At 52.0% G+C, this 23,755-nt stretch carries 23 protein-coding genes, 1 tRNA gene and 1 pseudogene; 5 read left to right on the top strand and 20 right to left on the bottom strand.

What is annotated here, in order from left to right; all coding sequences use genetic code 11:
* Positions 1–8: 8 nt before the first annotated feature.
* The 3 genes from B9L21_RS09495 to B9L21_RS09505 form a co-directional block, all read right to left on the bottom strand.
* Complete coding sequence (locus B9L21_RS09495; protein WP_063857349.1) at positions 9–1,214, bottom strand: ATP-grasp domain-containing protein; 1,206 nt, start codon at positions 1,212–1,214, stop codon at positions 9–11.
* Between the two features lie 15 nt (positions 1,215–1,229).
* Positions 1,230–1,820: an O-methyltransferase gene (locus B9L21_RS09500; RefSeq protein WP_063166170.1), complete on the bottom strand. Its 591-nt coding sequence runs from the start codon at positions 1,818–1,820 to the stop codon at positions 1,230–1,232.
* A 163-nt stretch (positions 1,821–1,983) separates the two neighbouring features.
* Positions 1,984–2,748, bottom strand: a complete 765-nt coding sequence (locus B9L21_RS09505) for a ferritin-like domain-containing protein (protein ID WP_063166171.1) — start codon at positions 2,746–2,748, stop codon at positions 1,984–1,986.
* A 293-nt stretch (positions 2,749–3,041) separates the two neighbouring features.
* On the opposite strand from B9L21_RS09505, the gene B9L21_RS17660 reads away from it, so the two are divergent.
* Together B9L21_RS17660 and B9L21_RS09510 are read left to right on the top strand one after the other, a co-directional pair.
* Positions 3,042–3,179, top strand: coding sequence for a hypothetical protein (locus B9L21_RS17660; RefSeq protein ID WP_156485821.1), 138 nt, complete (start codon positions 3,042–3,044; stop codon positions 3,177–3,179).
* Between the two features lie 334 nt (positions 3,180–3,513).
* Complete coding sequence (locus tag B9L21_RS09510) at positions 3,514–4,683, top strand: IS701 family transposase (RefSeq protein WP_143424849.1); 1,170 nt, start codon at positions 3,514–3,516, stop codon at positions 4,681–4,683.
* A gap of 185 nt (positions 4,684–4,868) precedes the next feature.
* Here B9L21_RS09510 and B9L21_RS09520 read toward each other — a convergent pair.
* Both B9L21_RS09520 and B9L21_RS09525 read right to left on the bottom strand, forming a co-directional pair.
* Positions 4,869–5,009 (bottom strand): annotated as a pseudogene (locus tag B9L21_RS09520) (UPF0236 family transposase-like protein); the annotation flags it as partial.
* A 325-nt stretch (positions 5,010–5,334) separates the two neighbouring features.
* Positions 5,335–5,407 (bottom strand) — tRNA-Arg (locus tag B9L21_RS09525).
* Between the two features lie 751 nt (positions 5,408–6,158).
* On the opposite strand from B9L21_RS09525, the gene B9L21_RS09530 reads away from it, so the two are divergent.
* Positions 6,159–6,926: a DODA-type extradiol aromatic ring-opening family dioxygenase gene (locus tag B9L21_RS09530; RefSeq protein WP_063166172.1), complete on the top strand. Its 768-nt coding sequence runs from the start codon at positions 6,159–6,161 to the stop codon at positions 6,924–6,926.
* Between the two features lie 62 nt (positions 6,927–6,988).
* On the opposite strand, the gene B9L21_RS09535 is transcribed toward B9L21_RS09530, so the two are convergent.
* Positions 6,989–8,155, bottom strand: a complete 1,167-nt coding sequence (locus B9L21_RS09535) for a HEAT repeat domain-containing protein (protein ID WP_014195544.1) — start codon at positions 8,153–8,155, stop codon at positions 6,989–6,991.
* Positions 8,156–8,430: 275 nt separating this feature from the next.
* Here B9L21_RS09535 and B9L21_RS09540 point away from each other — a divergent pair, with 275 nt between their 5' ends.
* Entirely contained in the window at positions 8,431–8,784 is a 354-nt protein-coding gene (locus tag B9L21_RS09540; RefSeq protein WP_047818198.1) for a hypothetical protein, read from the top strand.
* 53 nt (positions 8,785–8,837) lie between these two features.
* On the opposite strand, the gene B9L21_RS09545 is transcribed toward B9L21_RS09540, so the two are convergent.
* The 3 genes from B9L21_RS09545 to B9L21_RS09555 form a co-directional block, all read right to left on the bottom strand.
* Complete coding sequence (locus B9L21_RS09545; RefSeq protein WP_063167368.1) at positions 8,838–9,743, bottom strand: pseudouridine-5'-phosphate glycosidase; 906 nt, start codon at positions 9,741–9,743, stop codon at positions 8,838–8,840.
* Positions 9,744–9,745: 2 nt separating this feature from the next.
* Complete coding sequence (locus B9L21_RS09550; RefSeq protein ID WP_172796409.1) at positions 9,746–10,681, bottom strand: carbohydrate kinase family protein; 936 nt, start codon at positions 10,679–10,681, stop codon at positions 9,746–9,748.
* A gap of 124 nt (positions 10,682–10,805) precedes the next feature.
* Positions 10,806–12,026, bottom strand: coding sequence for a YeeE/YedE family protein (locus tag B9L21_RS09555; RefSeq protein ID WP_063166174.1), 1,221 nt, complete (start codon positions 12,024–12,026; stop codon positions 10,806–10,808).
* Between the two features lie 150 nt (positions 12,027–12,176).
* Here B9L21_RS09555 and mscL point away from each other — a divergent pair, with 150 nt between their 5' ends.
* Positions 12,177–12,572, top strand: coding sequence for a large conductance mechanosensitive channel protein MscL (mscL, locus tag B9L21_RS09560; protein WP_063166175.1), 396 nt, complete (start codon positions 12,177–12,179; stop codon positions 12,570–12,572).
* A gap of 380 nt (positions 12,573–12,952) precedes the next feature.
* On the opposite strand, the gene B9L21_RS09565 is transcribed toward mscL, so the two are convergent.
* From B9L21_RS09565 to B9L21_RS09615, 11 genes are all read right to left on the bottom strand, one after another.
* On the bottom strand, positions 12,953–13,489 hold the full coding sequence (locus tag B9L21_RS09565) for a DUF4871 domain-containing protein (protein WP_063166176.1): 537 nt from the start codon (positions 13,487–13,489) through the stop codon (positions 12,953–12,955).
* A gap of 140 nt (positions 13,490–13,629) precedes the next feature.
* Entirely contained in the window at positions 13,630–14,958 is a 1,329-nt protein-coding gene (locus B9L21_RS09570) for a YjiH family protein (RefSeq protein WP_063166177.1), read from the bottom strand.
* 98 nt (positions 14,959–15,056) lie between these two features.
* Positions 15,057–16,331 carry an imidazolonepropionase gene (gene hutI, locus B9L21_RS09575; RefSeq protein WP_063166178.1) on the bottom strand — a complete coding sequence of 425 codons (1,275 nt, stop codon included), beginning with the start codon at positions 16,329–16,331 and terminating at the stop codon, positions 15,057–15,059.
* A 15-nt stretch (positions 16,332–16,346) separates the two neighbouring features.
* Entirely contained in the window at positions 16,347–18,008 is a 1,662-nt protein-coding gene (gene hutU, locus B9L21_RS09580; protein WP_063166179.1) for a urocanate hydratase, read from the bottom strand.
* Positions 18,009–18,170: 162 nt separating this feature from the next.
* Positions 18,171–19,658, bottom strand: a complete 1,488-nt coding sequence (locus B9L21_RS09585; protein ID WP_063166180.1) for a helix-turn-helix domain-containing protein — start codon at positions 19,656–19,658, stop codon at positions 18,171–18,173.
* Between the two features lie 46 nt (positions 19,659–19,704).
* Positions 19,705–20,685: a formimidoylglutamase gene (gene hutG, locus B9L21_RS09590; protein ID WP_063166181.1), complete on the bottom strand. Its 981-nt coding sequence runs from the start codon at positions 20,683–20,685 to the stop codon at positions 19,705–19,707.
* Between the two features lie 162 nt (positions 20,686–20,847).
* Positions 20,848–21,264, bottom strand: a complete 417-nt coding sequence (locus B9L21_RS09595; RefSeq protein WP_063166182.1) for a PaaI family thioesterase — start codon at positions 21,262–21,264, stop codon at positions 20,848–20,850.
* A gap of 238 nt (positions 21,265–21,502) precedes the next feature.
* The gene (locus B9L21_RS09600) at positions 21,503–21,958 is read right to left on the bottom strand and encodes an RNA-guided endonuclease InsQ/TnpB family protein (protein WP_225995647.1); all 456 of its coding nucleotides are present in this window, start codon (positions 21,956–21,958) and stop codon (positions 21,503–21,505) included.
* A 233-nt stretch (positions 21,959–22,191) separates the two neighbouring features.
* Positions 22,192–22,674, bottom strand: a complete 483-nt coding sequence (locus tag B9L21_RS09605) for a PaaI family thioesterase (RefSeq protein ID WP_063166183.1) — start codon at positions 22,672–22,674, stop codon at positions 22,192–22,194.
* Positions 22,675–22,999: 325 nt separating this feature from the next.
* Positions 23,000–23,383, bottom strand: coding sequence for a VOC family protein (locus B9L21_RS09610; RefSeq protein ID WP_063166184.1), 384 nt, complete (start codon positions 23,381–23,383; stop codon positions 23,000–23,002).
* Positions 23,384–23,399: 16 nt separating this feature from the next.
* On the bottom strand, positions 23,400–23,735 hold the full coding sequence (locus B9L21_RS09615; RefSeq protein WP_063166185.1) for a hypothetical protein: 336 nt from the start codon (positions 23,733–23,735) through the stop codon (positions 23,400–23,402).
* Positions 23,736–23,755: the final 20 nt, after the last annotated feature.

Raw genomic sequence — 23,755 nt, forward strand, 5'->3', positions numbered from 1 at the left:
TCCTCCTTTCACACATGATGATTCTCAACATTATTTATGACAACATTTATCCTTCTTGAAGCTGCTTCTGCCCGGTTGATAGCTTCCTCAACAGTATCACCTTCAGCTACCACGTAACCAACTCGATCCAAACTACTACTCAACTCCGAAATATAGGTTCCAACTTCTTTCAACATTCTCACTTCTCTGATTCCAGCCATCGCTTTGACTGATTCAATCCCTTCAAAACGTTCAATCATCCCAATGTTTGCATTAACGTAACGGATAGCAGCTGCTTTCGATCGAGTTGCAGTTAAATCAACTGGCCTACCAAGAGCCGCTTCAACCATTATTTTATATATGTTACAACCTGTTGCGATATCTACTAACATAGGAATCCGATCGCCACCTGGACGAGTCTGGGTTTCAATGATGTGAACCCCTTTTGATGAGAGCTTTACTTCCGTGTGAGCTGGACCAAAGGTGTGACCGACGGCGTCTAACAATTCTTGCACTTCGTCGAATATTGCTGTTTTTTCTTCGTGGCTAACACGAGCCGGAACAGCATGCCCCATTTCAATGAAGTGGGGCGCTCCAGTTGTTAATTTTTCTGTGATAGCCAACAGCGTATGTCGTCCATCAATTGTCATTGTTTCAACGCTGAACTCAACCCCATCTATATACTCTTCCACCAAACATGGAAACAATATATTATTTCGAGATTTTTGCTCTTCCAACTCAGACATGTCTATGATCAGCCTGACACCTTTGCTTCCAGTTCCATCAATTGGCTTTAAAATGATAGGTCCTCCAACACTTTGAAAAAAACGAACAATCTCTTCGAAATTGTTGACAACGCTAAAACGTACAGGATTGCAGTTGGAAGCCAACATTTGCTGTCGCATTTTGTATTTATCACGGGTATTTTCTACCGCTTTAACAGGGGTATTGAGCAAACCAAACTCTTCTGCCATCTTGGACGCAGTCAATAGCGAAAATTCCGTTACGCTCAGTACCGCATCAAACGGGCGAATACGATGTAAACAGCGAATGAATTCTTCCAGATCAGGATTGTCGTTGAGCTCCATCATGTGCACGACATCAGCAATTTGTAAATCTTGAGGACGCAAACGATTTTTGTGCTGAATAAAAGTAAGGTGAATATTCTCCGCTAGTTTGGCATATTCAATTGCTTGAGTGTACCCTCCAACCATCAATACTCGTTTTATCGACATTTCGATTCCCCCGTTTCAATTAATTTTTTTATAGAAAAGTGAAATTCCTTTTCCAATTGGAACCAAGACTTCCTCATACATTCCACAAGCACGAATGATTGAAAAAAACGGAACTAAATCATCTGGATTTGGATACAATGAATTATCAACCAACAATAAACCACCAGGAACTAAAATGTCATCAATATATCTCCACCAATCAACATAATAAGTTCGGACAGCATCTAGAAAGATAACATCTTGTTTTCCTTTAAACGACTGTAAAACATCGCCGATGTTCTCGTGGATGGGGTTTATTAATGTTTCTGTTCTCGCTTTTTTAAAATGTTCCAAAGCAATGAGATATTTCTGTTCATGCCATTCCACTGTAGTTACGATACCGCCGCGCTGTCTCAGTGCTTCCGCTATCCATATGGTAGAATAGCCACAACCTGTGCCAAGCTCAAGTACAGTTGAGTAGTGACTGAGAGAGAGCAGAATATATAAAAATCGCCCTGCATCTTCACCTATAATCAGCATCTGATCCTTCTTTTCCGTTGTACGGCTGTCATGTTCGGTAGCAAATTGTTGTATGTCTTTTAAAATTAGCAATGTTCGTTCGTCCATTCATTGTTCCTCGCTTTCCAAAATGATATTCTTCTATGTATCATGAATAAGTATCATGAATAAAATAAAAATAGTGAAAACACTCGTACCTTCTCATGTAACACCATGAAAAGGAAACGAGTGTACGCTCTTTTATCCTAATTATTTGTTTGACGAGGGAACACTAGCAATAATATTTTGCAAGATAGTCCATCATACGGCTCATGTCCGTCCACGTCTCTCTGTTTGTCTGACGGAATGCCTCCTCTAGTGCTGCTTCCACTTCTTCTTGTTTTCCGTTTGCAGCCCACTCGTGCAAAAGCATACCTGTGTAGCCAACATGACGAATCTCATCGTTCAAGATCACTTTCAGAACGTCCAAGGTTTTCTCCGGCCATCCTTCTTTCACAAAGTCCGTCTTGCTTAGATAGTCAATATACAGCTTTAGACAACGCCAAGAGCGCATTTCAATTGTATGGACACGAGCAGTAAAAACAATGAGGTCTTCATGATAATCTTTTATATCGTCCCACTTTTTTAACATTTCTTCACTCTCTGCGATTTCAAGCTCACCACCCAAATCTTGAAGAAGACCTCCAAAAAGACGCGAATGTCTCTCCTCATCAAGAGCATGACGGTGCATTAACTGTTGAATTCGAGGGTCTCCGCTGCGTTCACCCATTAAATCGACACGCAGAGAACCAGATGCTTCATCGGTCGTATTCTGGTGCAACATGTGATATTTCCAATTAGGAATTTCTTTCATTAGAAAGTGGACTAAATTTTTAAACACATCTGTCTCATATGAAAGGAAGTTGTTGATCAACGAGCTCATTTTTTTAGAATAGGGGTTATTTATATCAAAATTACTATCATAATCCTTGAGTAATTGGAACAAATCTTGACGGATACTATCCGATCCGACAATAGTTTGCAGTTCATTTGCCATTAGTAAAAACCTCCTTCTAATAATAGTAGAGAGGGTTCCGTACCAAGTTCTCTTGATACGGAACCTATGAGGAAGGATTAGTCTTCCTTGCTGAATGAAGAATTCAAGCGAAGAAACTTAGGTGGAACGGCTTCTGCTGAACCCTTTGTTAACTTTAAAGAACAAAGGGTTTTTGCTCTCAATTTACTGAGATTCATACGCTGTAACTATTCAGCCACATCATAAAGTGAGCTGAATATTTTCTTCTTTCCTTGTCTATGATGTGAATACTGATAGACAAGGAGGTGAATCGCATGTTGACGGTACAACAAGCTGTATTTACAGTTGAAAGCTTAATCAGCAAAGTCCAACAACAAAAGCAGCTCATTACTCACATTTCGCACCCTAACAAGGTCAAAACAAAGGATTTTTTATTTAGTTTTTCAGAATAACTTTTTGACCAACACGACGAGCGATGGCTATCCTTTTTTTACCATCGCTGGTCGTTCCGTATGACGATGTTGACCATCACCATCATAGCAGGGAGAGAGTCCTTTTTGCATGACATTTGCTTTTTTCTACCGCGCTTCGCTTGGTGGCCCCGACGAGCGTCGCGAACAAAAGTTCGCAACCCTCGTCGGGGAATCATTCCTGAATGTCACCCACAAATATTTTACTCACACTTCGCATTGGGGTTGGCATTGCATTTCTCGAAGCCGGTTCTGAAGCATCTCGTTCATATCGTCGATGCCTTGACCACCAAGGGATTCTCGGGAACGCTGACGGATCTCCATCACTGGAGTTTTCATCTTCGCATTGGGGTTGGCATTGCATTTCTCGAAGCCGGTTCTGAAGCATCTCGTTCATATCGTCGATGCCTTGACCACCAAGGGATTCTCGGGAACGCTGACGGATCTCCATCACTGGAGTTTTCATCCCAATCATCGAACAACGCTCAGCCATTTTTTCACGAAAAGCCCTTGGGATGAAGAGACGTTGCTTCGCAAACTCCAGCAATGGATCCTTCATCGCATCAAGCGAATCGCCAAACGGGAGAATCAACCCCTTTTTGTTTCGATTGATGATACCATTTGCCAAAAAACGAAGCCTTCGTCACGGGCTGCACACGCCATTCAAGGGTGTGGTTGGCATTTCTCTCACAAAGATCATCAATCGGTCTGGGGGCATTCGCTCGTTTGGCTGATGGTGCACACCTTCACGCAGGCGTTCCCATTTGCGTTCCGCCTGTATGACAAGAAGGCGGGAAGGAGCAAAATCGACCTGGCGATCGAGATGCTTTCCTCACTCAAGGTGGAACCGGATCGGCCGGTGTATGTGCTCATGGATTCGTGGTACCCGTCCAAAAAGCTCATCGAAGCCTGCTTGAGCAAGGGATTTCATGTCATCGCGATGCTCAAGACGAACCGGATTCTTTATCCGAAAGGCATTGCGATCCAAGCGAAGCAGTTCGCCCGCTATATCGAGCCCCAAGACACCCGCCTCGTCACGGTGGGGAAGGAGCGTTACCGCGTGTATCGCTATGAGGGGGCGATCCATGGCCTCGATGACGCGGTGGTGCTGCTGGCTTGGAAGGCGGATCAGCCGATGACACCGGAACATCTCCATTGCGTCTTGAGCACCGACCGGGAGCTAGGCGATGAAGACATCTTGCGTTACTATGCCCAGCGTTGGACAATCGAATGCTTTTTCCGACAGGCGAAAGATCAACTGAAGCTGGATGGATACCGCGTCCGCCACATTCGGGCGGTGAAACGGTATTGGGCGGTGGTGCTCTTGGCCTGCGTGTACAGCATAGCGGAATCCCAGCAAGACCTCTCCACCGGATTGGAGCTTCTTCGATCGCGGAAAGGCCACAGCGTCGTCGAGTTCATTTATAACGCCGCGAAGCAAGAGATTCCCATTGATGTGATCAAAAAACAGCTCCATGTCGCCTAAGGGGTTCCCTGTTTGTCTCTCTAACCATGGAAATTATTGTAATGAAAAATGCTCATCTACAGATAGACCTTTTTGACTTGAACGTTCATGAGAGAAAAACTCCTTCACTTTCCTTGTGTGTCAAGGATTCATTCGACATCGGAACGAAAAAATCCTCCCGATTTTCGTTGGGAGGGTGCGAAATGTGAGATCCACGACGCCGCGTCGCCGTTGATGATCAAAAGGTCCCGGCACGGATCATAGGCATATTCGTTCATCAGCCACTCTTCAAACCGTTCCCACACGTCTCCCGCCCCTTCATGGAGGTAGTGGCGCGATGTTGACAATCACCATCATAGCAGGGAGAGAGTCCTTTTTGCATGACATTTGCTTTTTTCTACCGCGCTTCGCTTGGTGGCCCCGACGAGCGTCGCGAACAAAAGTTCGCAACCCTCGTCGGGGATCATTTCGGAATGTCACCCACAAATATTTTACTCACACCACTTACTCCCTTTGGTCGTTGAAGTGGGGGTCTCCTCGCCAAAGACGATGAAATACATTCGCCATGACAGGATCTTTCCGCCATTTCCGCAAACGCTCGATCGGGGTGAGCTGCGGCGAATATGGCGGGAGATAAAGAAAAAACCCCCGCATCGCAAGGGTTTTCACTAACGGCCCCGAGAGGATTCGAACCTCCGACGCACGGTTTAGGAAACCGACGCTCTATCCACTGAGCTACGGGGCCATGATAAGAATGTACACCTAAGCGCTGGGACGGCTAGGGGAGAGACTCCATCCCCTCGAGACGTCGAGAATTCCGATTGTTTGATCCGTTCCTGGTTTTTTGAGGAAAAACATCGAAACGAGACCGCTCCTTGCCTTTGGCGCTGTGCAACCGATCAAACGCGCGGCCAGTTTGAGAATATGTTCATTGTTTGGTTGCCAGTGAACTGGGGGCAGGCTCTAGTCATGTTTGTTGATGCATACCGTTTATGGCGTGTCAGACGGGTATATTATAACTGATTTTTTGCTGTTTTAAAAGGTTAAATGGACAAGGAAAAGTTTTGCAAGTGCATAGAATGGCAAAGGATGCTTATGCTACACTAAGGGTAAGGGGATTGGCAAGGGAAGCGGCCCATACACCGTTTTTCGTCGAATCGTCTAGAAAGGCCGACGAGGAATGAAAAAGGCGGCTCATCCCCATTATTTTTTTCAATTAGGGAAGCCTTGTCAGATCTGTCCCCCTTTCTGATGAACTGCCACCGGTTCAAGCAAAAAACAAATTTTTCACCAGCTCTCTAGGAGGTTGGTGATTTACTTGCGCAACCGCTTCTGGAAATCGGTTCTCAAGTAGAAAAAACTTGTTGCATCAGCCTCTATGTTCGCGCGTTCAATCATCGATCAAGTCAAACAGTGGTTTTTCACCAACCTTCTAGAGGCGGCATCAGGCTGCAAAGTGTTGATCCGTCAATATGACTCAAGGGAGGAATGGAACGATGAACCCCCCTGCCCTATTTCTCGCCCACGGTTCGCCGATATTGGCGATCGAAGACAATGCGTACACGGCGTTTTTGAAAAAGCTTGGGGAAGGAATTCGCCCGCAGGCGGTCGTCATCTTTACAGCGCATTGGATGACGCGCCAACCGACGGTTTCGGCGGTTGAGGGGACGTATGACATGATTTATGATTTTTCCGGGTTTCCGCGCGAGCTGTATGAAGTGGTGTATCCGGCGCGCGGGTCGGTCGAGTGGGCGGAGCGCGTGCGCGAGCGTCTCGCTGGTGTGGCGGAAGTGGCCGTTGATTCCACGCGCGGGCTGGATCACGGTTCTTGGGTGTTGTTGCACCGCCTATTTCCCAACGCTGACATCCCGATTGTGCAAGCGTCGGTCGTGCCGTGGTGGACGCCGAAGCAATTATTCCAGCTTGGTGAGGCGCTGCGTCCATTGCGTGACGAAGGATTGATGGTCATCGGCAGCGGCGGGACGGTGCACAATTTGATGGCGCTCCGTTGGGAAGGGCATGCGGAGGCAGAAAGCTGGGCGGCCGCTTTTGATGACTGGCTGTTGCGCGAGTCAGCCGCCCGCAGTGAGGATGTATTCCATTATGAAGAAAAAGCACCTTACGCCAAGCAGGCCGTACCGACCCCCGAACACCTCGCGCCGTATTGGATCGCTTACGGCGCAGGCGATCGCGGCGGGGCGCCGCGCGTGTTGTTCCGAGAATATCAATATGGAAGCTTAAGCCTCATGGCTGTGTCTTTTTAAAAGGCCCGCCTCCGACGCCACCGCGTGGGGGCGGGCTGTTTCTTTGAGACAAAGCAGCGTTCTCATTTGCCACAGCACTTTTTATACTTTTTCCCGCTGCCGCACGGACATGGGTCGTTACGGCCGATTTTTCGCTCTTTTCGGCGGTATGGGATGTTGGTCGGCCGCGGAGGTGTTTGCAGCACGGCTTGAAAATGGCGATACCGCTGCTCGGCAATGGCTCTCCACGTTTCCAGCTTCGGGTGATCGATCTCTAGAATCGTATAATAGGCGTACGCGTTCTGTTCGACATCAATCATCCAAGAACGCCCTCGTTTTTCCGCTCTTTTTACATACTGCTCTACTTCTGGGAGCGCCTCTTTATCCAGCTGATGGCAAAGCGCCTCAAAGCAAAATGCTTGGAGGTCATCATCGCGCTGCTTGGAAAAGACTTCTCGCAATACACGCACGGCCTGTTTAGATTTGATGTTGGCGAGCACATGAATAGCGGACAGCGCCGTGTCTTCCTGAAACGCATATGGGCGCACCGCTTCGATCGTTTCTTCACGTTGGAACATCGATAAGGTGGAAACGGCTTGATCAACAAGCACATCACCGTCTTGTTGTTCCAACAGTCGGGCGAGGCGGGGAATATATTCAGCGGCGCCGACGAGCGAGACCGCATACACCGCCAAAATGCCGTCATACGAAAACCAAGGCTGTTGCTCGTTTTTCATCCATGTCAGACCGATATCTTCCTTCGTCATCCATCCGCGTTCAACGAGAATGCGCACGGCTTGCTTGGCTACTAAAAACCAATCGTGATTGTGAAACTCTTCCTCGTGCAAATGCGAAAGCACTGAAAAATAGTGTTCCCATACGTCATCTTCCGTTCCTTCTAAAGCAAGGCGGACAGCTCGCTGCCAAGACCGCGGGAAGTGAGGGAGCAGCTGTTCTCCGTATTTTTCGAGCTGGGCGGCTGGAAACGGGAAAAACCAACGGATGTACTTCGCTGCATCTTTCATGCTCAACAACTGCTCAAGCGCTCGGTCGGTCAACGGCTGTTTGGAGATGCCGTGCAAAATCATCCTCCGTGTTTCTTCGTTGTCCGCCGTTACAGCCTCATCCACCAAACGCTCCACAAGCGCGGCTGGAATATCCGGATACTCTTCGATTGCGTCAAACGCAAACTGGCGGAGGACAGGATGGTCGCTAAACAAATGCGGCTCGATTGTTTGAATAAAGGACATGATCACACCTTCTTTTTTTCTGAAATTTCCCCCCGTCGCTGACAGAATATCGACATTCAACCTCCTCGCGACGGGTTTGCGGGTTCTTCCTTCATACATGGAACACAAGCAGCGGCCGATGCGATGGAAATGGGCAGCCAAAGGAGCTCTTGGTCATTTCAAACATCACAGCATCTCCTCCTCTATCATAGACAAAATCCGCTTGATTTGAAACCGTTTTTCCTTCTCGCAAACTCGCTTGTTTGATATGCTAGAAATGGAAGGAGGTGAAGAGGGTGGAAGAAAAAACGATATTGGCGCAAATTTTGCAAGTGCTTGATTTGTACGCGTCCGATATGCGCAAGCAGTTCGAAGCGCTCCATGAGAAATTCGACTCGCTCCAACGCCAAGTCCAAGCGTTGAATGAAAAAACGGATGAAATGGACAAGCGCATTGAGGAGATGGACGGACGGTTTGAGCGGCAGATTGCCCAGTTGGAGCGCACCGTGAACGAACGGTTCGAACGGCTCGAAGCGAAACTCGGCCACATCCGCGTCGAACCAGTTGAAACACAAGAAACAGTCGACTTCCACTCCGTCAAAATCGCCCAGCATGATCGAAAAATCCGCCATTTGCTTCACGCTCGATAAATCCTCCACCGCCATCATGCCCCCGCCCTCCCATCAAGGCGGGAGCGTTCGCATCAAGAAAGCTCTCGGGCAAGGTCGGCCGCCAAGGCGGCGTTGTTTTTCACTAAGGCGATGTTCGCTTTTAAACTTTTCCCTTCAGTTAATGTTTTCACCCGGTCAAGCAAAAACGGGGTGACCGCTTTGCCGGTGATGCGCTTTTCTTCCGCTTCCTTGAGCGCTTGTTCGATGATGGCCGTGATGTACGATTCCTCGAGCTCGTCCTCTGGTGGAACTGGATTGGCGACGACGATGCCGCCGTCTAAGCCGAGCGCCCATTTGGTTTCAATGAACGTGGCGATCTCTTTGGCGCTATCTAAGCGATAATCGACGGGAAACGGGCTTGTCCGCGAGTAAAACGCCGGCAGGACGTCCGTCTGATAGCCGAGAACCGGAACGCCGTGCGTCTCGAGGTACTCGAGCGTCAACCCTAAATCCAAAATTGATTTCGCCCCGGCGCAGACGACCGCGACGTTTGTCCGCGCCAACTCTTGCAAGTCAGCCGAGATGTCCATCGTCCGCTCGGCGCCGCGGTGCACCCCGCCGATGCCGCCGGTCGCAAACACGCGAATCCCCGCCATCGCCGCACAAATCATCGTCCCCGCCACCGTGGTCGCCCCGTGTTTCTTTTTCGCGACGACATACGGCAAGTCGCGGCGGCTCACTTTTTCAATGTCGCGGCTTGTGCCTAAAAACTCAAGCTCGTCATCCGTTAGCCCGATTTTGATTTTTCCATCGATGATCGCGATCGTCGCCGGCACGGCGCCGCGGTCGCGGATCAGTTGTTCGACGTCTTTCGCCGTTTGCACGTTTTCCGGGTACGGCATGCCGTGGGAAATGATCGTTGATTCCAAAGCGACGATCGGCTTTTGTTCCGCTTTCGCCGCGGCCACTTCTTCAGAAAAAACAAGGATGTCGTTCATCATCATTCTCCTCCTTCGCGAAAATACTGTTCATGCGCTGCTCGCAACTGTTGTTCCGTCAGAGCGGGATGCACCGTTTCAGCCGTCTGCAGCGTCAATGCCGCGTTGCTCATCCCGAGGCGGCAGGCGTCTTTAACCGAATGTCCATTCAGGACGCCGTACAAAAATCCGGCCGCAAACGCATCGCCTGCTCCGGTAGCGTCGATGACCTTGATGGCGGGAGCCGCGATCGTTCCCCTCTTCCCTTTCCTTGTCGCGTACACGACACCCTCGGCCCCACGCGTAATGACGATGGTTTCCACTCCGAAACGAAAAAGCGATTCGATCGCATCATCAAGGCGGCGTTTCCCCGCAAGCGCCATGGCTTCCGCCTGATTCGTGACGAGCCACATGACACCGGCGAGATCGGCCGGCAATCGCTTCACTTTAGGCACGGACACGGTCACGGCGCAAAGAGGGAGGCGTTCTTGGCGGCACTGCCCGATCACCCAGGAGATGACATCGGGCGGAAAATTCGTATCGAGCACGACAGCGGAAATCGGACCGAGCTCCCGCCATCGCTGCTTCAGCCATTCGCTTCGTACGGCATCATAAATCGCCATATCGGCCAAGGCGAGCACCATCTCGCCATGCTCATCAAGCACCGCTGTATACGCCCCGGTGTTCGCTTCGGGGATCCGCGTGACCAGCCTTGTGTCAACATATGGACTCGTGGCATCAATGAGCCATTGCCCGTCATGATCGTCACCGACCACGCTGAGGAGGGCAACGTTTTGCCCGAGCCTCCCGAGATTTTCAGCGATGTTTCTCGCCACCCCGCCTGCGGTCTGCGCGCTCGCGACAGGGTGGGACGTGCCGAGCTCAAGCGGCACAAGCAGCCGCGCTTTCCGATCGACATTCGCCCCGCCGATGCAGACGATGGAAGCTTTCGTTCGCATGCCTTTCATCCTTTCTATCGCATCCATTCGAAACTGACGCGCCTTCTTCCAACCTTTACTATTGTATCATACAGCACCTGCAAATGAAAAACGCATCCCGCCTATATAGCGGGATGCAAGATTGCTAGTTTTTATATGCGCAATACGGACGCAACTTGACACCAATCAAGCTGCCAAGGAAGGCAAACACAAACCAAATCCAGCCATGGACGCTGAAGGAAGCGATGCCGCTGAAGTACGCGCCGATGTTGCAGCCGAACGCCAACCGGGCGCCGTAACCCATCATCAATCCGCCGATGAGCGCGCCAATCGTCATGCGCGTCGGCCGCTTCCATTGCACCGGCTTCGCATAGCGGCCAGCAAACGCCGCGGCCAGTAAAGCACCGAACATTAAGCTAATGTCCATGACCGTCGTTGTGTCATAATAAAGTGGATTGGCGAGCGCCTGCTGTTTCGCCTCGCCTTGCCAATAAGCCCATGCCGTCGGATCGGCGCCAAACAGCTGAACAAACTTCGCCCCCCACAGAGCAAACGCGGATGTGATCCCCCACGGCGAACCTTTGAACATGAGAACAAGCACGTTCATCAGCGCCAATAATAGCGCGCCGACCAGCAATGACCACGGACCTTTGTAAATGGTTTTCCATCCGTGGCGGCGTTCAAGCGGTATCGTCAACAGCTTGCCGTGGCGCCGCTTTTCCATCACCGTCACGACGTAATAGACAACCGCTAGCAAAACAAGCTGCAATAGAAAGCCGCCCCACGCGCCGAACGAGGCAATAAGCGAAATCGGCTCAACGTGCGGCATACGCATCCAAACATCAAAATGCGTCGTTGCAATGACCGATCCGGCGATAAATCCGATCAAAGTAACGACGCCGTTCGCATCACCGCCACCGATATGATACAGCGTCCCGGACGCGCAGCCGTCACCCAGCTGCATGCCGATCCCGAAAATAAAGGCGCCAATCATAACGGCAATGCCGACTTCATGCACATTCCCGGCCACGGAATGGCCGAATATCGATCCTTTCAGCAGCAACGGCAAAAACAATGCACTGGCCACCGCCATCATGATCATCTGCGCTCGAATGCCTTCTCCTTGGCGGTACAAAATGAATTTCCGCCAGGCCGAAGTAAAACCGAAATGGGCCTGGTAAAGCACAAAGCCGCCGAACGCTCCCAACAAATACAACAGCGCTTGTTGCCAGGACACACGGCTGTATAAGAACAATGCTCCACCGATTAACACGAAGCAGGAGACTGCAATGATCCATGCCGTCGGATTTTTCGGAGCGTTCGCCGCCTGTTTCGCGCGAACGTCTTGTTGTGCAGTCATTTCCATGGTGCACTTCCTCCTTTGCTGTTTGTTCATTAGCTTACTTTATAATACTATAAAATAGATTGTTTTTCTATGAATTAAATCAGAAAGTTTCAATGTTGCCACTGATCGGGTATAATGCAAACGAATCGTTTCAATAAGGAGGAGATCGGCATGTGGAACGAGTTTAAAAAATTCGCCGTCCGCGGCAATGTCATCGACTTGGCCGTCGGGGTCATTATCGGCGGGGCGTTTGGCAAAATCGTTTCTTCGCTCGTCAATGACATCATCATGCCGCTTGTCGGGCTGATTCTAGGCGGCATCAATTTCAGTGATTTGTCTTGGAAAGTCGGCAAAGCGGAAGTGAAATATGGGGCGTTTATCCAAACAGTCGTCGACTTTTTGATCATCGCGTTTTCGATTTTCCTGTTTGTGAAATTGATCAACACGCTGTATGAACGGGTGAAAAAGCAGGAAGAGGTGAAGGAAACAGCGCCGACGTTGACAAAAGAAGAGGAGCTGCTCACCGAGATTCGCGATTTGTTAAAGCAGCAGCGGGAAACGACGTGAAAGCCTGTCTCGGAGGTGGACAGGCTCTCAAAAACGGTAAACGAATCTCTTAACTATGTGAATATGTTACGGTGACTTGAGGGTGGATCGGCCTCCCCTGATTTGGAAGGGGGTGATGCCGATGACAGTATTTGAAGCATTGATGTTTTTTCGCAAGTCGCATGGTTTCAATACTGTCGCACAATCAAAAGAAATAATCCACCCTTAAGTTAACGAGGCGCTTAGGCGGATTATTTCCTTCTGCTCGCGCCGACCCCCTTTATGGGAACCGTCTATTGCGGGGCTGAAGGTGCAGCAACACCTTTGGCTTCACTTGTTATTTTGTCATCTCGAACCGAGAAGACCGCCACTTCCCAGCGTGAGCGTAAGTGGGAGAGCGTTCAATTTACGTCGATTACAACGTAATCCCAGTACGTTTTTCCAAGATAGACGAGTAATGCCCATTTTCCCGATTCACCAAGCCTTATATTTGATGGTATATGTGCGTCTGCACCATTATTCGAACCTCCTGGAACTCCCGTTGTCCAAACGGTTTTTCCGTCTAGTGTTAACGCAGGAGCTATATCGTTGCTGCCTTTTTTCACTGCAACGATTGTCAGTTCTCCTTCTGGAATGGAGTCCCCCCAGAAATGCCACATGTATTTGCTATCTTTGTTTGCTATAAACGGTGCATCAATGAAACCCACTTTGTTTGGTACTCCGCGCATTTTATAATTTCCAGATTGAAAAACCGGGCTTACTTCCCAATTGATATGACTGATTACTTTTTGATCTATTTTAACAGGTATTTTTTCAATATCACTCATCTCTTTTACCGAAGCTGTAGATTCAGCATTTTGGGCTTGTTTTTCATTCTTTTCCCATATACTGCATGCGGATAAAGAAAAAAGGATTACGATGACTAGCAAATGTTTCACATTTTCACCACCTTTCACTAATTTAATGATATCATATTTTTAGCGATTCCTCCCCGACTTTCGCTATCGCTTAGAAGTCGGGTTCTCCTCGCTTATTCCCAAGATGAAAGGAACATAACCCCCCAGGCGCCAACCCGTTGTCAAAGCAGCCAGTACGCAAGCGGAGCGGTGAGGACGAGCGTCAAGACGGTGCGTTCGAACCAGATGACCAGCAGCCTCGGCAAGCTGAGCGGAATTTCTGTAGATAAAATGCATGGAATGACAGCGGAAAAGAATAGGATCGCTGATACGGATACAACCGCAATAATGAATTTTGTGACAAGCGGTGCTTCGGTGACAAGCAAGGCTGGCAAAAACATTTCTGCGATTTCGATGGCCGAAGCTTTCGCGGCCAACAGCGGTTCAGGGATTTGCAACAGAAGGGTGAATGGATAGAACAGGTAACCCAACCAGTCAAACACCGGCGTATATTCAGCGAGCAGCAGCCCGATCAGCCCGACCGACATAATGGAAGGCAAAATGCCCATCGTCATGATAAAACCATCGCGCAAGTTTTCCCATATGTTCGTCCCAATCCCTTTTGACTGCGCTACCGCTTTCATCGCCTCAGACCAAGCTTGTTTCATATAGTTCCCCGTCACTCTTTGCTCGGGCTCCCCCTTGCCGTCGTAGTATTCGTCGCTCATGCGGCTTAGCGGCCACATCCGAGCGGTGAACGCTGTAACGGCAAACGTGACGAGAAAGGTCACCCAAAAATACGTATTCCATATTGACATTAACCCTAACGTTTTCGCGACAACCACCATAAATGTGACGGATACGGTGGAGAAGCCGGTAGCGATGATTGCCGCCTCTTTCACCGTATATTTGCCCTCTTTGAACACTTTGTTCGTGATCAAAAGACCGATGGAGTAGCTGCCGACAAAGGAGGCAACGGCATCGATGGCCGAGCGGCCCGGCGTTTTCCAAATCGGCCGCATGATCGGCTGCATCCACACACCGACGAATTCAAGCAGCCCGTAGCCAACAAGAAGAGCGAGAAAAACCGAGCCAATCGGCACAAGCAAGCCGACGGAAACGACGAGCTTATCGTACAAAAACGGCCCCATATCCGGCTGAAACAGCCATGCCGGACCAATCCGAAACACAAGCATAACGGCCACGATCAATCCAAGTACTTTGAGAATGGAAAAAACAGCGGTGACCGCGTCTTTGTTCCACGTCTTACTATAGAACGGATAAACCGCTCCAAGGGCAATAACGATAAGCGCATAATACGGGACGAGTCCCGGAAACTGCGCGCGAATCCATGTCACAATATGATCGAGCAAAATTGACGATGTGCCGCCGATCGAAACCGGGACGAAAAATACGAAAATGCCGATGGCGCTAAAGACGAAAAACTTCCATGCCCCGCTTGCCGGCGTTGGTGTCGGCGTGGATGGCGCCATGTTCGGATTCGCTTTCATTTCTCTCCACCCCCATTGTTCTTCGTTACGCAAGACTGGTACAACCGGAAGCATCCCGCTTCCGGTCGCCAACCGCTTCAACGGAAGACCATTCCCCTTCAAGCGCGCACCTTTCCTCCCGCCACCACCACCTTCCCATCCTTGATCACCGTCTCCGCATGGTTGACGCCGTAATAGTACATGATTTGTACGTAGTTCGGGACGTTGAAAACGACCAAATCCGCTTTCTTGCCTGGTTCAAGGCTGCCGATCACATGGGCGCGGCCGATGGCGTGGGCGGCGTTGATTGTGGCGGCGGCAAGCGCCTCGGCCGGGGTCATGCGCATATGCAAGCAGGCAAGGCTCATGACCAGCGGGAGCGAGACGGTCGGCGATGAGCCAGGGTTGCAGTCGGTCGCTAAGGCGACTGGGACGCCGGCGTCGAGCAAGCGGCGGGCGTTGGCGGCGTTGGTTAGTAAGAAAAACGCTGTGCCTGGCAGGAGGACGCCGATCACGCCGCGCTCCGCCATGCGGCGGAGGCCGTCATCAGAGGCACGAAGCAAGTGGTCGGCCGATATCGCCCCCACCTCAGCAGCCAGTTCGGCGCCGCCGTACGGTTCGATTTCATCGGCGTGGATTTTCGGCGTCAAGCCGTGCGCTTTGCCCGCTTCGAGGATGCGGCGCGCCTCATCAGGGGTGAACACGCCGCGCTCGCAAAAGACGTCGTTGAACTCAGCCAACCCCTGACGGCTGACTTCAGGAATCATTTCTTCGATGATCAAACGGATATATTCCTCCCGGTCGTGCTTCCACTCCGGCGGAACGGCGTGGGCGCCAAGAAAGGTGGAAACGACATCAACCGGGTGGGTATCATCGAGCCGCTTGACGACGTTAAGCTGCTTCATTTCATGCTCAAGGCTTAACCCGTAGCCGCTTTTCGCCTCAACGGTCGTGACGCCGTGAAGCAAAAACTGATCGAGCCGCCGCTTGCTTTCTTCATACAGCGTCTCTTCCGACGCCTCACGGGTTGCCTTTGTCGTCGCGTGAATGCCGCCGCCGGCGTTCATGATCTCCATATACGTCGCCCCGCCGAGGCGCATCGTCCATTCGTGTTCACGGCTGCCGGCGTAAACGAGATGGGTGTGCGGGTCGACAAGGCCGGGGGTGATCGTTTTGCCGCGGGCGTCGATCACCTCTGCTTCGGCAAGCCGGTCGGCAAATCGGTGAGCCAGTTCGTCGTCGGGACCAACGGCGGTGATCGTGCCGTTTTCAATCCAGACGCTGCCGTTTTCCATGATGGAAAGGTCGCTCATGTTCTTTCCCACAAGCGGGGCCGCGGAGCTTCCCGCCAGCGTGACGAGCTGGCGGGCGCGGCGGACAAAGAGCGGTCGCATAGGCGGTTCTCCTTTCTATTTGAGCATCGGCATATCGATGCCTTTTTCTTTCGCCGTCCGAATGGCGAGCTCATACCCGGCGTCGGCGTGGCGGACAACACCAAGACCAGGGTCGGTCGTCAACACGCGTTCCAGCCGTTTTTCCGCCTCTTTCGTCCCGTCGGCGACAATGACCATGCCGGCGTGAATGGAGTAGCCCATGCCGACGCCGCCGCCGTGGTGAACCGACACCCAGCTTGCGCCGCCGACTGCATTCAACAGCGCGTTTAAAATCGGCCAGTCAGCGATGGCATCGCTTCCGTCTTTCATCGCTTCCGTCTCCCGGTTCGGCGAGGCGACCGAACCCGAGTCCAAATGGTCGCGACCGATGACGATCGGCGCCTTCAATTCACCGCGGGCGACCATGTCGTTGATGAGTTTCCCAAACTTCGCCCGCTCGCCGTAGCCAAGCCAGCAAATGCGCGCCGGCAGCCCTTGGAATTGGATTTGTTTTTGCGCCATGCGAATCCAATGGCAAAGGCGTTCGTTCTCGCTGAACTCGCGCAAAATGACTTCATCGGTTTTGTAAATGTCTTCCGGATCGCCGGAGAGCGTCACCCAGCGGAACGGGCCTTTTCCTGCACAAAAGAGCGGGCGGATGTACGCCGGCACAAAACCCGGGAAGGAGAAGGCATCTTCGACTCCTTCGTCTTTCGCTACTTGGCGGATGTTGTTGCCGTAATCAAACGTCACCGCTCCACGATTTTGCATCGCCAGCATCGCCCGTACGTGCTCAGCGATCGATTGTTTGGCGCGGGCAACGTATTGCTTCGGATCGCGCATTCGCAGCTCGGCCGCCTCCTCAAGCGTCAACCCCGCGGGGATGTAGCCGTTTAACGGATCATGGGCGGACGTTTGATCGGTCAAGACGTCCGGAACAAAACCCATATCAACGAGCCGCGGCAACACTTCGGCCGCATTGCCGACAAGGCCGATCGACAGCGCTTTTTTCTCTTCCTTCGCCCGTTTGGCCATGGCGAGCGCGGCGTCCAGACTGTCGGTCATCGTGTCAAGGTATTTCGTGTCAAGGCGGCGCTGGATGCGGGCCGGGTCGACTTCAACGGCGAGACAGACGCCGCCGTTCATCGTCACCGCCAACGGCTGCGCCCCGCCCATGCCGCCAAGGCCGGCCGTGACCGTGATCGTTCCTGCCAGCGTGCCGCCAAAGTGCTGGCGCGCCACTTCGGCAAACGTTTCGTACGTCCCTTGGACGATCCCTTGGCTGCCGATGTAAATCCAGCTGCCGGCCGTCATTTGCCCGTACATGATCAACCCTTTTTTGTCGAGTTCATGGAAATGGTCCCATGTCGCCCATGCCGGCACGAGGTTCGAGTTGGCCATGAGCACGCGCGGTGCGTCCGGGTGGGTGCGAAACACCGCGACCGGCTTGCCCGATTGAATGAGCAATGTCTCATCGTTTTCCAACCGGAGAAGAGTGTCTACAATCGCCTCGTAACATTCCCAGTTGCGCGCCGCTTTCCCGATGCCGCCGTAGACGATCAACTCATCGGGCCGCTCGGCGACATCCGGATGCAAATTGTTGTGCAACATGCGCAGCGCCGCTTCCTGAATCCATCCTTTCGCTCGCCGCGTTGTTCCGGAAAGCGCTTGCACCGTTCGCTTGTCTGTCACCGTCATCCTCTCCTTTTCCCTCTTTGTTTTTATTGTAAAGAAGGGAAGAGAACGGAGATAGATGCACCTCTTTTAAAGGTGAGTCATTTTTTTCGAAATTTCATATTTCTTTCTCCTTCATTGATCCATTTCTTTTGATCGCTGTTCATTTTTTTTGAAAAAAACCGCCTACCGCGGTGATGACCGATACGATCGTTGTTCATCGCGGTAGGCGGTCGGCGTCTCATTCAGTTCGGCTTTGAAGACGCGCGTCAAATAATGGGCGGTGCGAAACCCGGTTTGTTCGGCGATTTCTTTAATCGACAAATCCGTCTGCCGAAGCAGCCGTTTCGCTTCCTCAAGCCGCCGGTTCGTCAGCCACTGGCGAAACGTCACGCCGCGCTTTTTCGACAACAAATGGCTGAAATACGCGGGGCTGCGGCCGGCTGCCGCCGCGACCCGCTCCAACGTGAGCGACGGGTCGCGAAAATGGGCTTCCATATAGCGGAGCCCCCGTTCGATGGCGTCGACGCGCGCGTCTGTGTCAGCCCGCCTCGCCTCGTAGAGAAGCCGATATAAAAACAATATCAATTCTTGAACGATGCGATACAGCACAGGATTGTACAAAATCTCTTGAAACAGGCGCATATACTCGCGTTCGGTCGTGCCGCGGTCCAGGCGGTACGTCTTCATAAACCGCCGGATTTGCGCCAAGATGCTCGTCAGCCGCGTGCGCACCATCTCCGGGCTCGGAAACGGAGGCGTCCAATGGGAAAATTCCCGCTGAAGCCATCGCTTGACCGCTTCATGGTCAAACCGCTCAAGCATCTCGATCCATTGCCGCTGCTCTTCCGGCGTCAGAAACGGATCCAAGTCACGCCACCGCCCATCATCCGGCGCCGGAGCAATCACTTGCCGGTAGCCGATAAAAAACGTCGTCTCGAGCAGCCGACGAGCGGCTTGGTATCGCCCACGCACCGTTTGTCGGCCATCCGGCGGCATGATGACGACCGCCAATGGCTCATGATGTTCCTCCTCCCAATCGCGCAACATCTTCCACGCTTCCTCTTTCCCGTCGCCCGGCAGCTCGGGAAAGAGACAGGCCGCCATATAGGTCAACGGCAAGACGCGCGCCCGCCGGCGAAACGGATAGTTCGTTAAAAAGCGGACCACTTCAGAAGAGAAGGCAGGCTGTTCGGCCTGCACAAGCCATACGTGGGTCGACACGTCAACACAGTCATCGGCAAATAGCGAGCGATAATCGCCATCATGACCGCCAACGCCCGCGGACGGCCGAGAGCGCCCGTCCCCGGCGGCAAATGAAGCCGCCGTTCGCAACGCTTGCTTCAATTTGGCGGGCTCAAGCGGCTTCACAAGCAAATCGACGCATTGCCAGTCGATCGCTTGCTTCGCCCGCGCGAATGTCGCCTCCGCGGTTGCAGCAATCACCCGTTGGCAAAACAAGCGGATGCAAGATGTCGCTTTCCCCCACTGTTCATACGGAATCATATCCAATTCGACGTACAACAGCTCCGGCGCCTCCCGCTCAAGAAGCGCCATCATCTCCTCGACCGTAGCCGCCGTATATACTTGCTCAATCGGCAAGGAATACGCGGACACGAGCCAGCGGATCGCCTCCCGTTCGTTGTCATCCCGTTCGGCAATGACCAATTTCATCTTCTCACCGCCCCGGCTGCTTTGTGGAATGACTCGTGCAACGTGTTCATCGAACGTTTTCGACGCGGCTTTGCAAACGTCGAAAATGAAGAAGGATGTCTAGGCAAAAAGCAGCGGCGAGCGCCACGGTTTTTCCGCCTTCATCCACGAGCGGATTGACTTCGCAAAGATCAACGCTGATCGTGTTCGGATGCGCAACGATGCGGCGAATGAGCGCGCGCACCAGCGACGGCGCGAGCCCAAACGGCGACGGCGCGCTCACCCCCGGCGCGGCGGCAGCGCTGATGGCGTCCATGCAAATGGTCAACATCACACCGTCATACGTTGAGGCAAATCGTTCGATCTGTTCATAAGCCGCCTCCATCGGCCCTGCAGTCAGCTGTTCTTCCAACATGTACTCGCATCCATACCGCTGTGCATCCGCAAACAGCGCCGCCGTGTTGCCGAGCTTCTGAATCCCTAAGCAGCAATACCCCACCTGTTTGTCCTCATCCAAAATTTGCCGAAACATCGTCCCGGATGTTGGCCCGTCATCATACGGCCGCAAATCGAAATGGGCATCAATGTTGATGATGCCAAGGCGGACATCCGTCCCTAACGCTTCGCGGACGCCCAAATAATGGCCATACGCCGTCTCATGGCCGCCGCCGATCACCACCGGCGCCGCACCGCTTCGCAGCAGGCGGGAGACAGCTTTGCCGAGTTCAGCTTGGCTTTGTTCGAGACGTCTATCCACGCAAACGACATCGCCCGCATCAAAGACAGACACTCCTTGCGGAAGATGCCATGGCAGCCGGCCCAACGCCGCTTTCACAGCGGCTGGCGCCTCTTTCGCCCCTTGGCGGCCTTGGTTGCGGCGCACCCCCTCGTCGCAGGCAAAGCCGATGAGAGCCGCTGCTTGTTCCATCGGCGCCAACGGCTGCGTCAAATCCAACAAACGAATGCGCTGGTGGAGGCGAAACGCCCGTTCATCGCTCACACTGTCCACCCGCCCCGTCCAGCGGCTTTTCTCGGGTTGTTGGTACATCGAATCATCCCCTTTCGACGATCAGCTACCTGTTTCTTTCGCTGCCGCTTCGCCGTTCTCCTTCCTGCAAGGTCAGAAAGAGGTGGGAGAGGGGTTGCTCGAAATGCCGCTTGGTCCGCTTTCGGAATCCCCTATGTCCCGCTCGCACGAATGACCGGTGTTTCATCGTTTTTCCATGATCAGTACAGATGACGTGGCGCTCGCCACCTCTTTGCCGTTTTGCCGCACGATGGCGGTCACATAGGCGATTGTGCGGCCGAACTTTTCCACTTGCGCCTCGATTTCCGCCTCCCCGGCTTCCATCGGACGATGAAACGTCGTTTGTAAGTTGATTGAAGCGTGCATTTGATCATCATGAAGCAAGGTCGTCACCGCATACGCCATCACAATATCCGCAGCTGCGCCGACAAATCCCCCCATAATGACGCCGTTGCCGTTGAGCAGCGATTCACTTACCTTCCATCCCCCTTTCGCATAGCCGTTTTGTGCTTCTGTCAAGCGAACGCCGAGCGTTGTATCGCACGGCGGCGGCGCGCTTTGGCCGGCGATGACGTCATGCAAGTTGACGGTTGATTTCATGCTGTGCCACCCTTTCTGTTTTCGTATCGTGTTACTTTATTCGCGGGAAGGACGCGATTTCCGTTACAGAAAACTTATAAAACTTTTATAAAGCCTTTATCAAACTTTATAAAAGTTTATGTTTCTTTCCTTGTTCATCGCACCCGATTTCGCCAAAGCTACTCTCGTTGGATGTGGCGCTCCGAAGGCTTCAATTCCCCACTAACGAATGGGTACATGTCAATAGCCGCTTTTCGTGCTAGGCTATTGACTCACCATATTTTTTTAAGTTTCTACTTGCGTTCACATCCCTGTCTATTTTACTTCCACATTCATCACATACAAACGTTCTTTCTGACAAAGAAAGTTTCTCTTTTACAGCCCCACAATGGCTGCAAGTTTTAGACGAAGGGAAGAATCGATCGGCAAGTATCAACTTGATCCCATTCCAGGCACACTTATATTCCATTTGCCTTTTAAATTCATGGAATGTTTGTTCTTGGACGGCTTTCGATAGCTTTCTGTTCTTTAGCATTCCATGAGTATTTAAGCTCTCCATGACTACATACTCTGGCTTGGTTTTCACCAAAGATGCAGTGATTTGATGAATAGAATTGTGCCTGATGTGTTTTAGCCTTCGATAGGTCTTTCGAACAAGGAATTCCAACTTCTTTATATTGTTTGTTTTTCTGTAACGGTATTCACCTCTATACACAACTTGTATAATAGTTTTTGCAAATTGTATATAGAGTTTTACGAAATTTTATAAATTTATTTTAACTGTTCCATGCCTTCCTAGACCCCAACAATGACAAGGGGGATGATGGGCTTGGCCCGCCAGCGCGAGCTGAACTGCAGGGGGCGCTCAATTCTTCACCGCCCTCAGCGGCAAAGCGCCGAAGAAAGCGCTAACAAAAACAGCGGCTTTTCGGCGCTTTTTGCTGTTTGTTAAGGGCGGACAAATGTTTTCGGCATCACGACGGCGATGACTTGCCCGCGGGCGCATAATTCGCCATTGGCGAACACTTCGGTGTCAACTTGCCATTTTTTCGGATGAATTTCCGTCACTGTGCCGACGGCCACAAGCGGCACCCCGTGCGGCGTCGGTTTGAGAAAATCAACATGCAATGAAGCGGTGACAAAGCGCGGTGGCGCTTCCCCGCTGCCCGGCTCATGGCCGTTTTTCCGGTGCAGCGCCAGCGCCGCTGAACCGGTGCCGTGGCAGTCGATGAGCGAGGCGATCAGCCCGCCATACACAAATCCAGGGATGGCTGTATGTTCGGGGCGCGGCGTGTATACGGTCACCGTCTTGTCCCCTTGCCATCCGGTGCGGAAATGGTGGCCGTGCTCGTTCAAACGGCCACAGCCATAGCACCAAGCGAATTCATCCGGATAGTCGTCTTGAATAGCGTGAACGATCGTTTCTTCCACGAAATCTCCTCCCCTCTTTTTCTAGTATATCATCCAATCGGAAAGGCCTCGACCCCTAAAGCGCACTTTTCGCCCCAAAGTTGCTGTCCATGCCACAATGAGCGTCGTGAACAACGAAGCTGCTCCATCGGGAATCGTTCCCGAATGTCAGCCCTAACACACACGGACCGCCATCCGTACAAAGCGAAGCTGACAGACCTATGCCACCGCTCGGCGTGCGGTCAAGGCAAGAAAATAGAAGGAGGCGCCAGCCACGCTCTGGCGCCCAAAGCCCGATCGATGGCGACAGGCGGCCGAAATCGCAGGCCGCCTGTTTTCATTCTTCTTATCGTTCCGGCTCGTAAAATTCGATCCATTCCCCGTCCGGGCCGAGGAAAAACAAATATTTCGCCCCGTTCGGAAGCTCCGTAATGTCCTCCCAAACGAGCGGGACGCCAAGCGACACGAGCCGCTCTTTCTCCTGCTCAATGCCTTCGACTGTAAAGGCAACATGATGCACTTTTCCTTCCGTCGGCAAATTCGGATTGTATCCTTCAATCAGCTCGACGATGATCTGTCCGTCAAGCCCTAAAAACGCCAGTTTCATCGTCCCGTTTGTATGGATCATCTCGCTGAGCAGCTCGAGGCCGACGACGTTTTGATAAAATGCTTTTGATGTTTCAATATCTTTCACCTGGATGCCAACGTGTTCAAATTTTTTGACTGCCATTCGTTGTTCTTCCTTTCTATGATTCAATGGAAAACACAGCCCGCAAATACGGGGTCATTCGTGGTGGGAAAATGTCCTTTTTTCCTAGCTCCATCCATACATAGCGGTCAAGAGCATACGGTCCTTCCGCTTTCCATTCCTCCGCCTCATCGTTCGTCAGCACGATGGAAAACATCGCTCCTTGCGCTTCCCCATACAAGTGGATATAGCCGTCCCCGCGGTCGATATGCACCACCGCCTGCCGATCGAACCGGATGAGCTCCGTCCGCACGCAGCGCATGACATGAACAGCAAACGTCGCCGCCGGCAAATGCGCCGCCATGCAAGCGCGCAGCGACAGTCGTTCCGCCACTGCTTCCCCCTCACCTCCCT

It is taken from the genome of Geobacillus uzenensis (genome assembly GCF_002217665.1).
GTDB classification, from domain to species: Bacteria; Bacillota; Bacilli; order Bacillales; family Anoxybacillaceae; genus Geobacillus; species Geobacillus subterraneus.

What these genes read in the sequence shown, in the direction of transcription:
- B9L21_RS09545 (WP_063167368.1), bottom strand. Translation starts at nt 9,743, where the DNA reads ATGAACGACATCCTTGTTTTTTCTGAAGAAGTGGCCGCGGCGAAAGCG.
- B9L21_RS09595 (WP_063166182.1), bottom strand. Translation starts at nt 21,264, where the DNA reads ATGAAATCAACCGTCAACTTGCATGACGTCATCGCCGGCCAAAGCGCG.
- B9L21_RS17660 (WP_156485821.1), top strand. Translation starts at nt 3,042, where the DNA reads ATGTTGACGGTACAACAAGCTGTATTTACAGTTGAAAGCTTAATCAGC.
- B9L21_RS09570 (WP_063166177.1), bottom strand. Translation starts at nt 14,958, where the DNA reads ATGAAAGCGAATCCGAACATGGCGCCATCCACGCCGACACCAACGCCG.
- B9L21_RS09585 (WP_063166180.1), bottom strand. Translation starts at nt 19,658, where the DNA reads ATGAAATTGGTCATTGCCGAACGGGATGACAACGAACGGGAGGCGATC.
- hutU (WP_063166179.1), bottom strand. Translation starts at nt 18,008, where the DNA reads ATGACGGTGACAGACAAGCGAACGGTGCAAGCGCTTTCCGGAACAACG.
- B9L21_RS09500 (WP_063166170.1), bottom strand. Translation starts at nt 1,820, where the DNA reads ATGGACGAACGAACATTGCTAATTTTAAAAGACATACAACAATTTGCT.
- B9L21_RS09610 (WP_063166184.1), bottom strand. Translation starts at nt 23,383, where the DNA reads ATGGCAGTCAAAAAATTTGAACACGTTGGCATCCAGGTGAAAGATATT.
- B9L21_RS09550 (WP_172796409.1), bottom strand. Translation starts at nt 10,681, where the DNA reads ATGCGAACGAAAGCTTCCATCGTCTGCATCGGCGGGGCGAATGTCGAT.
- mscL (WP_063166175.1), top strand. Translation starts at nt 12,177, where the DNA reads ATGTGGAACGAGTTTAAAAAATTCGCCGTCCGCGGCAATGTCATCGAC.
- hutI (WP_063166178.1), bottom strand. Translation starts at nt 16,331, where the DNA reads ATGCGACCGCTCTTTGTCCGCCGCGCCCGCCAGCTCGTCACGCTGGCG.
- B9L21_RS09535 (WP_014195544.1), bottom strand. Translation starts at nt 8,155, where the DNA reads ATGTCCTTTATTCAAACAATCGAGCCGCATTTGTTTAGCGACCATCCT.
- B9L21_RS09530 (WP_063166172.1), top strand. Translation starts at nt 6,159, where the DNA reads ATGAACCCCCCTGCCCTATTTCTCGCCCACGGTTCGCCGATATTGGCG.
- B9L21_RS09555 (WP_063166174.1), bottom strand. Translation starts at nt 12,026, where the DNA reads ATGGAAATGACTGCACAACAAGACGTTCGCGCGAAACAGGCGGCGAAC.
- B9L21_RS09495 (WP_063857349.1), bottom strand. Translation starts at nt 1,214, where the DNA reads ATGTCGATAAAACGAGTATTGATGGTTGGAGGGTACACTCAAGCAATT.
- hutG (WP_063166181.1), bottom strand. Translation starts at nt 20,685, where the DNA reads ATGTACCAACAACCCGAGAAAAGCCGCTGGACGGGGCGGGTGGACAGT.
- B9L21_RS09505 (WP_063166171.1), bottom strand. Translation starts at nt 2,748, where the DNA reads ATGGCAAATGAACTGCAAACTATTGTCGGATCGGATAGTATCCGTCAA.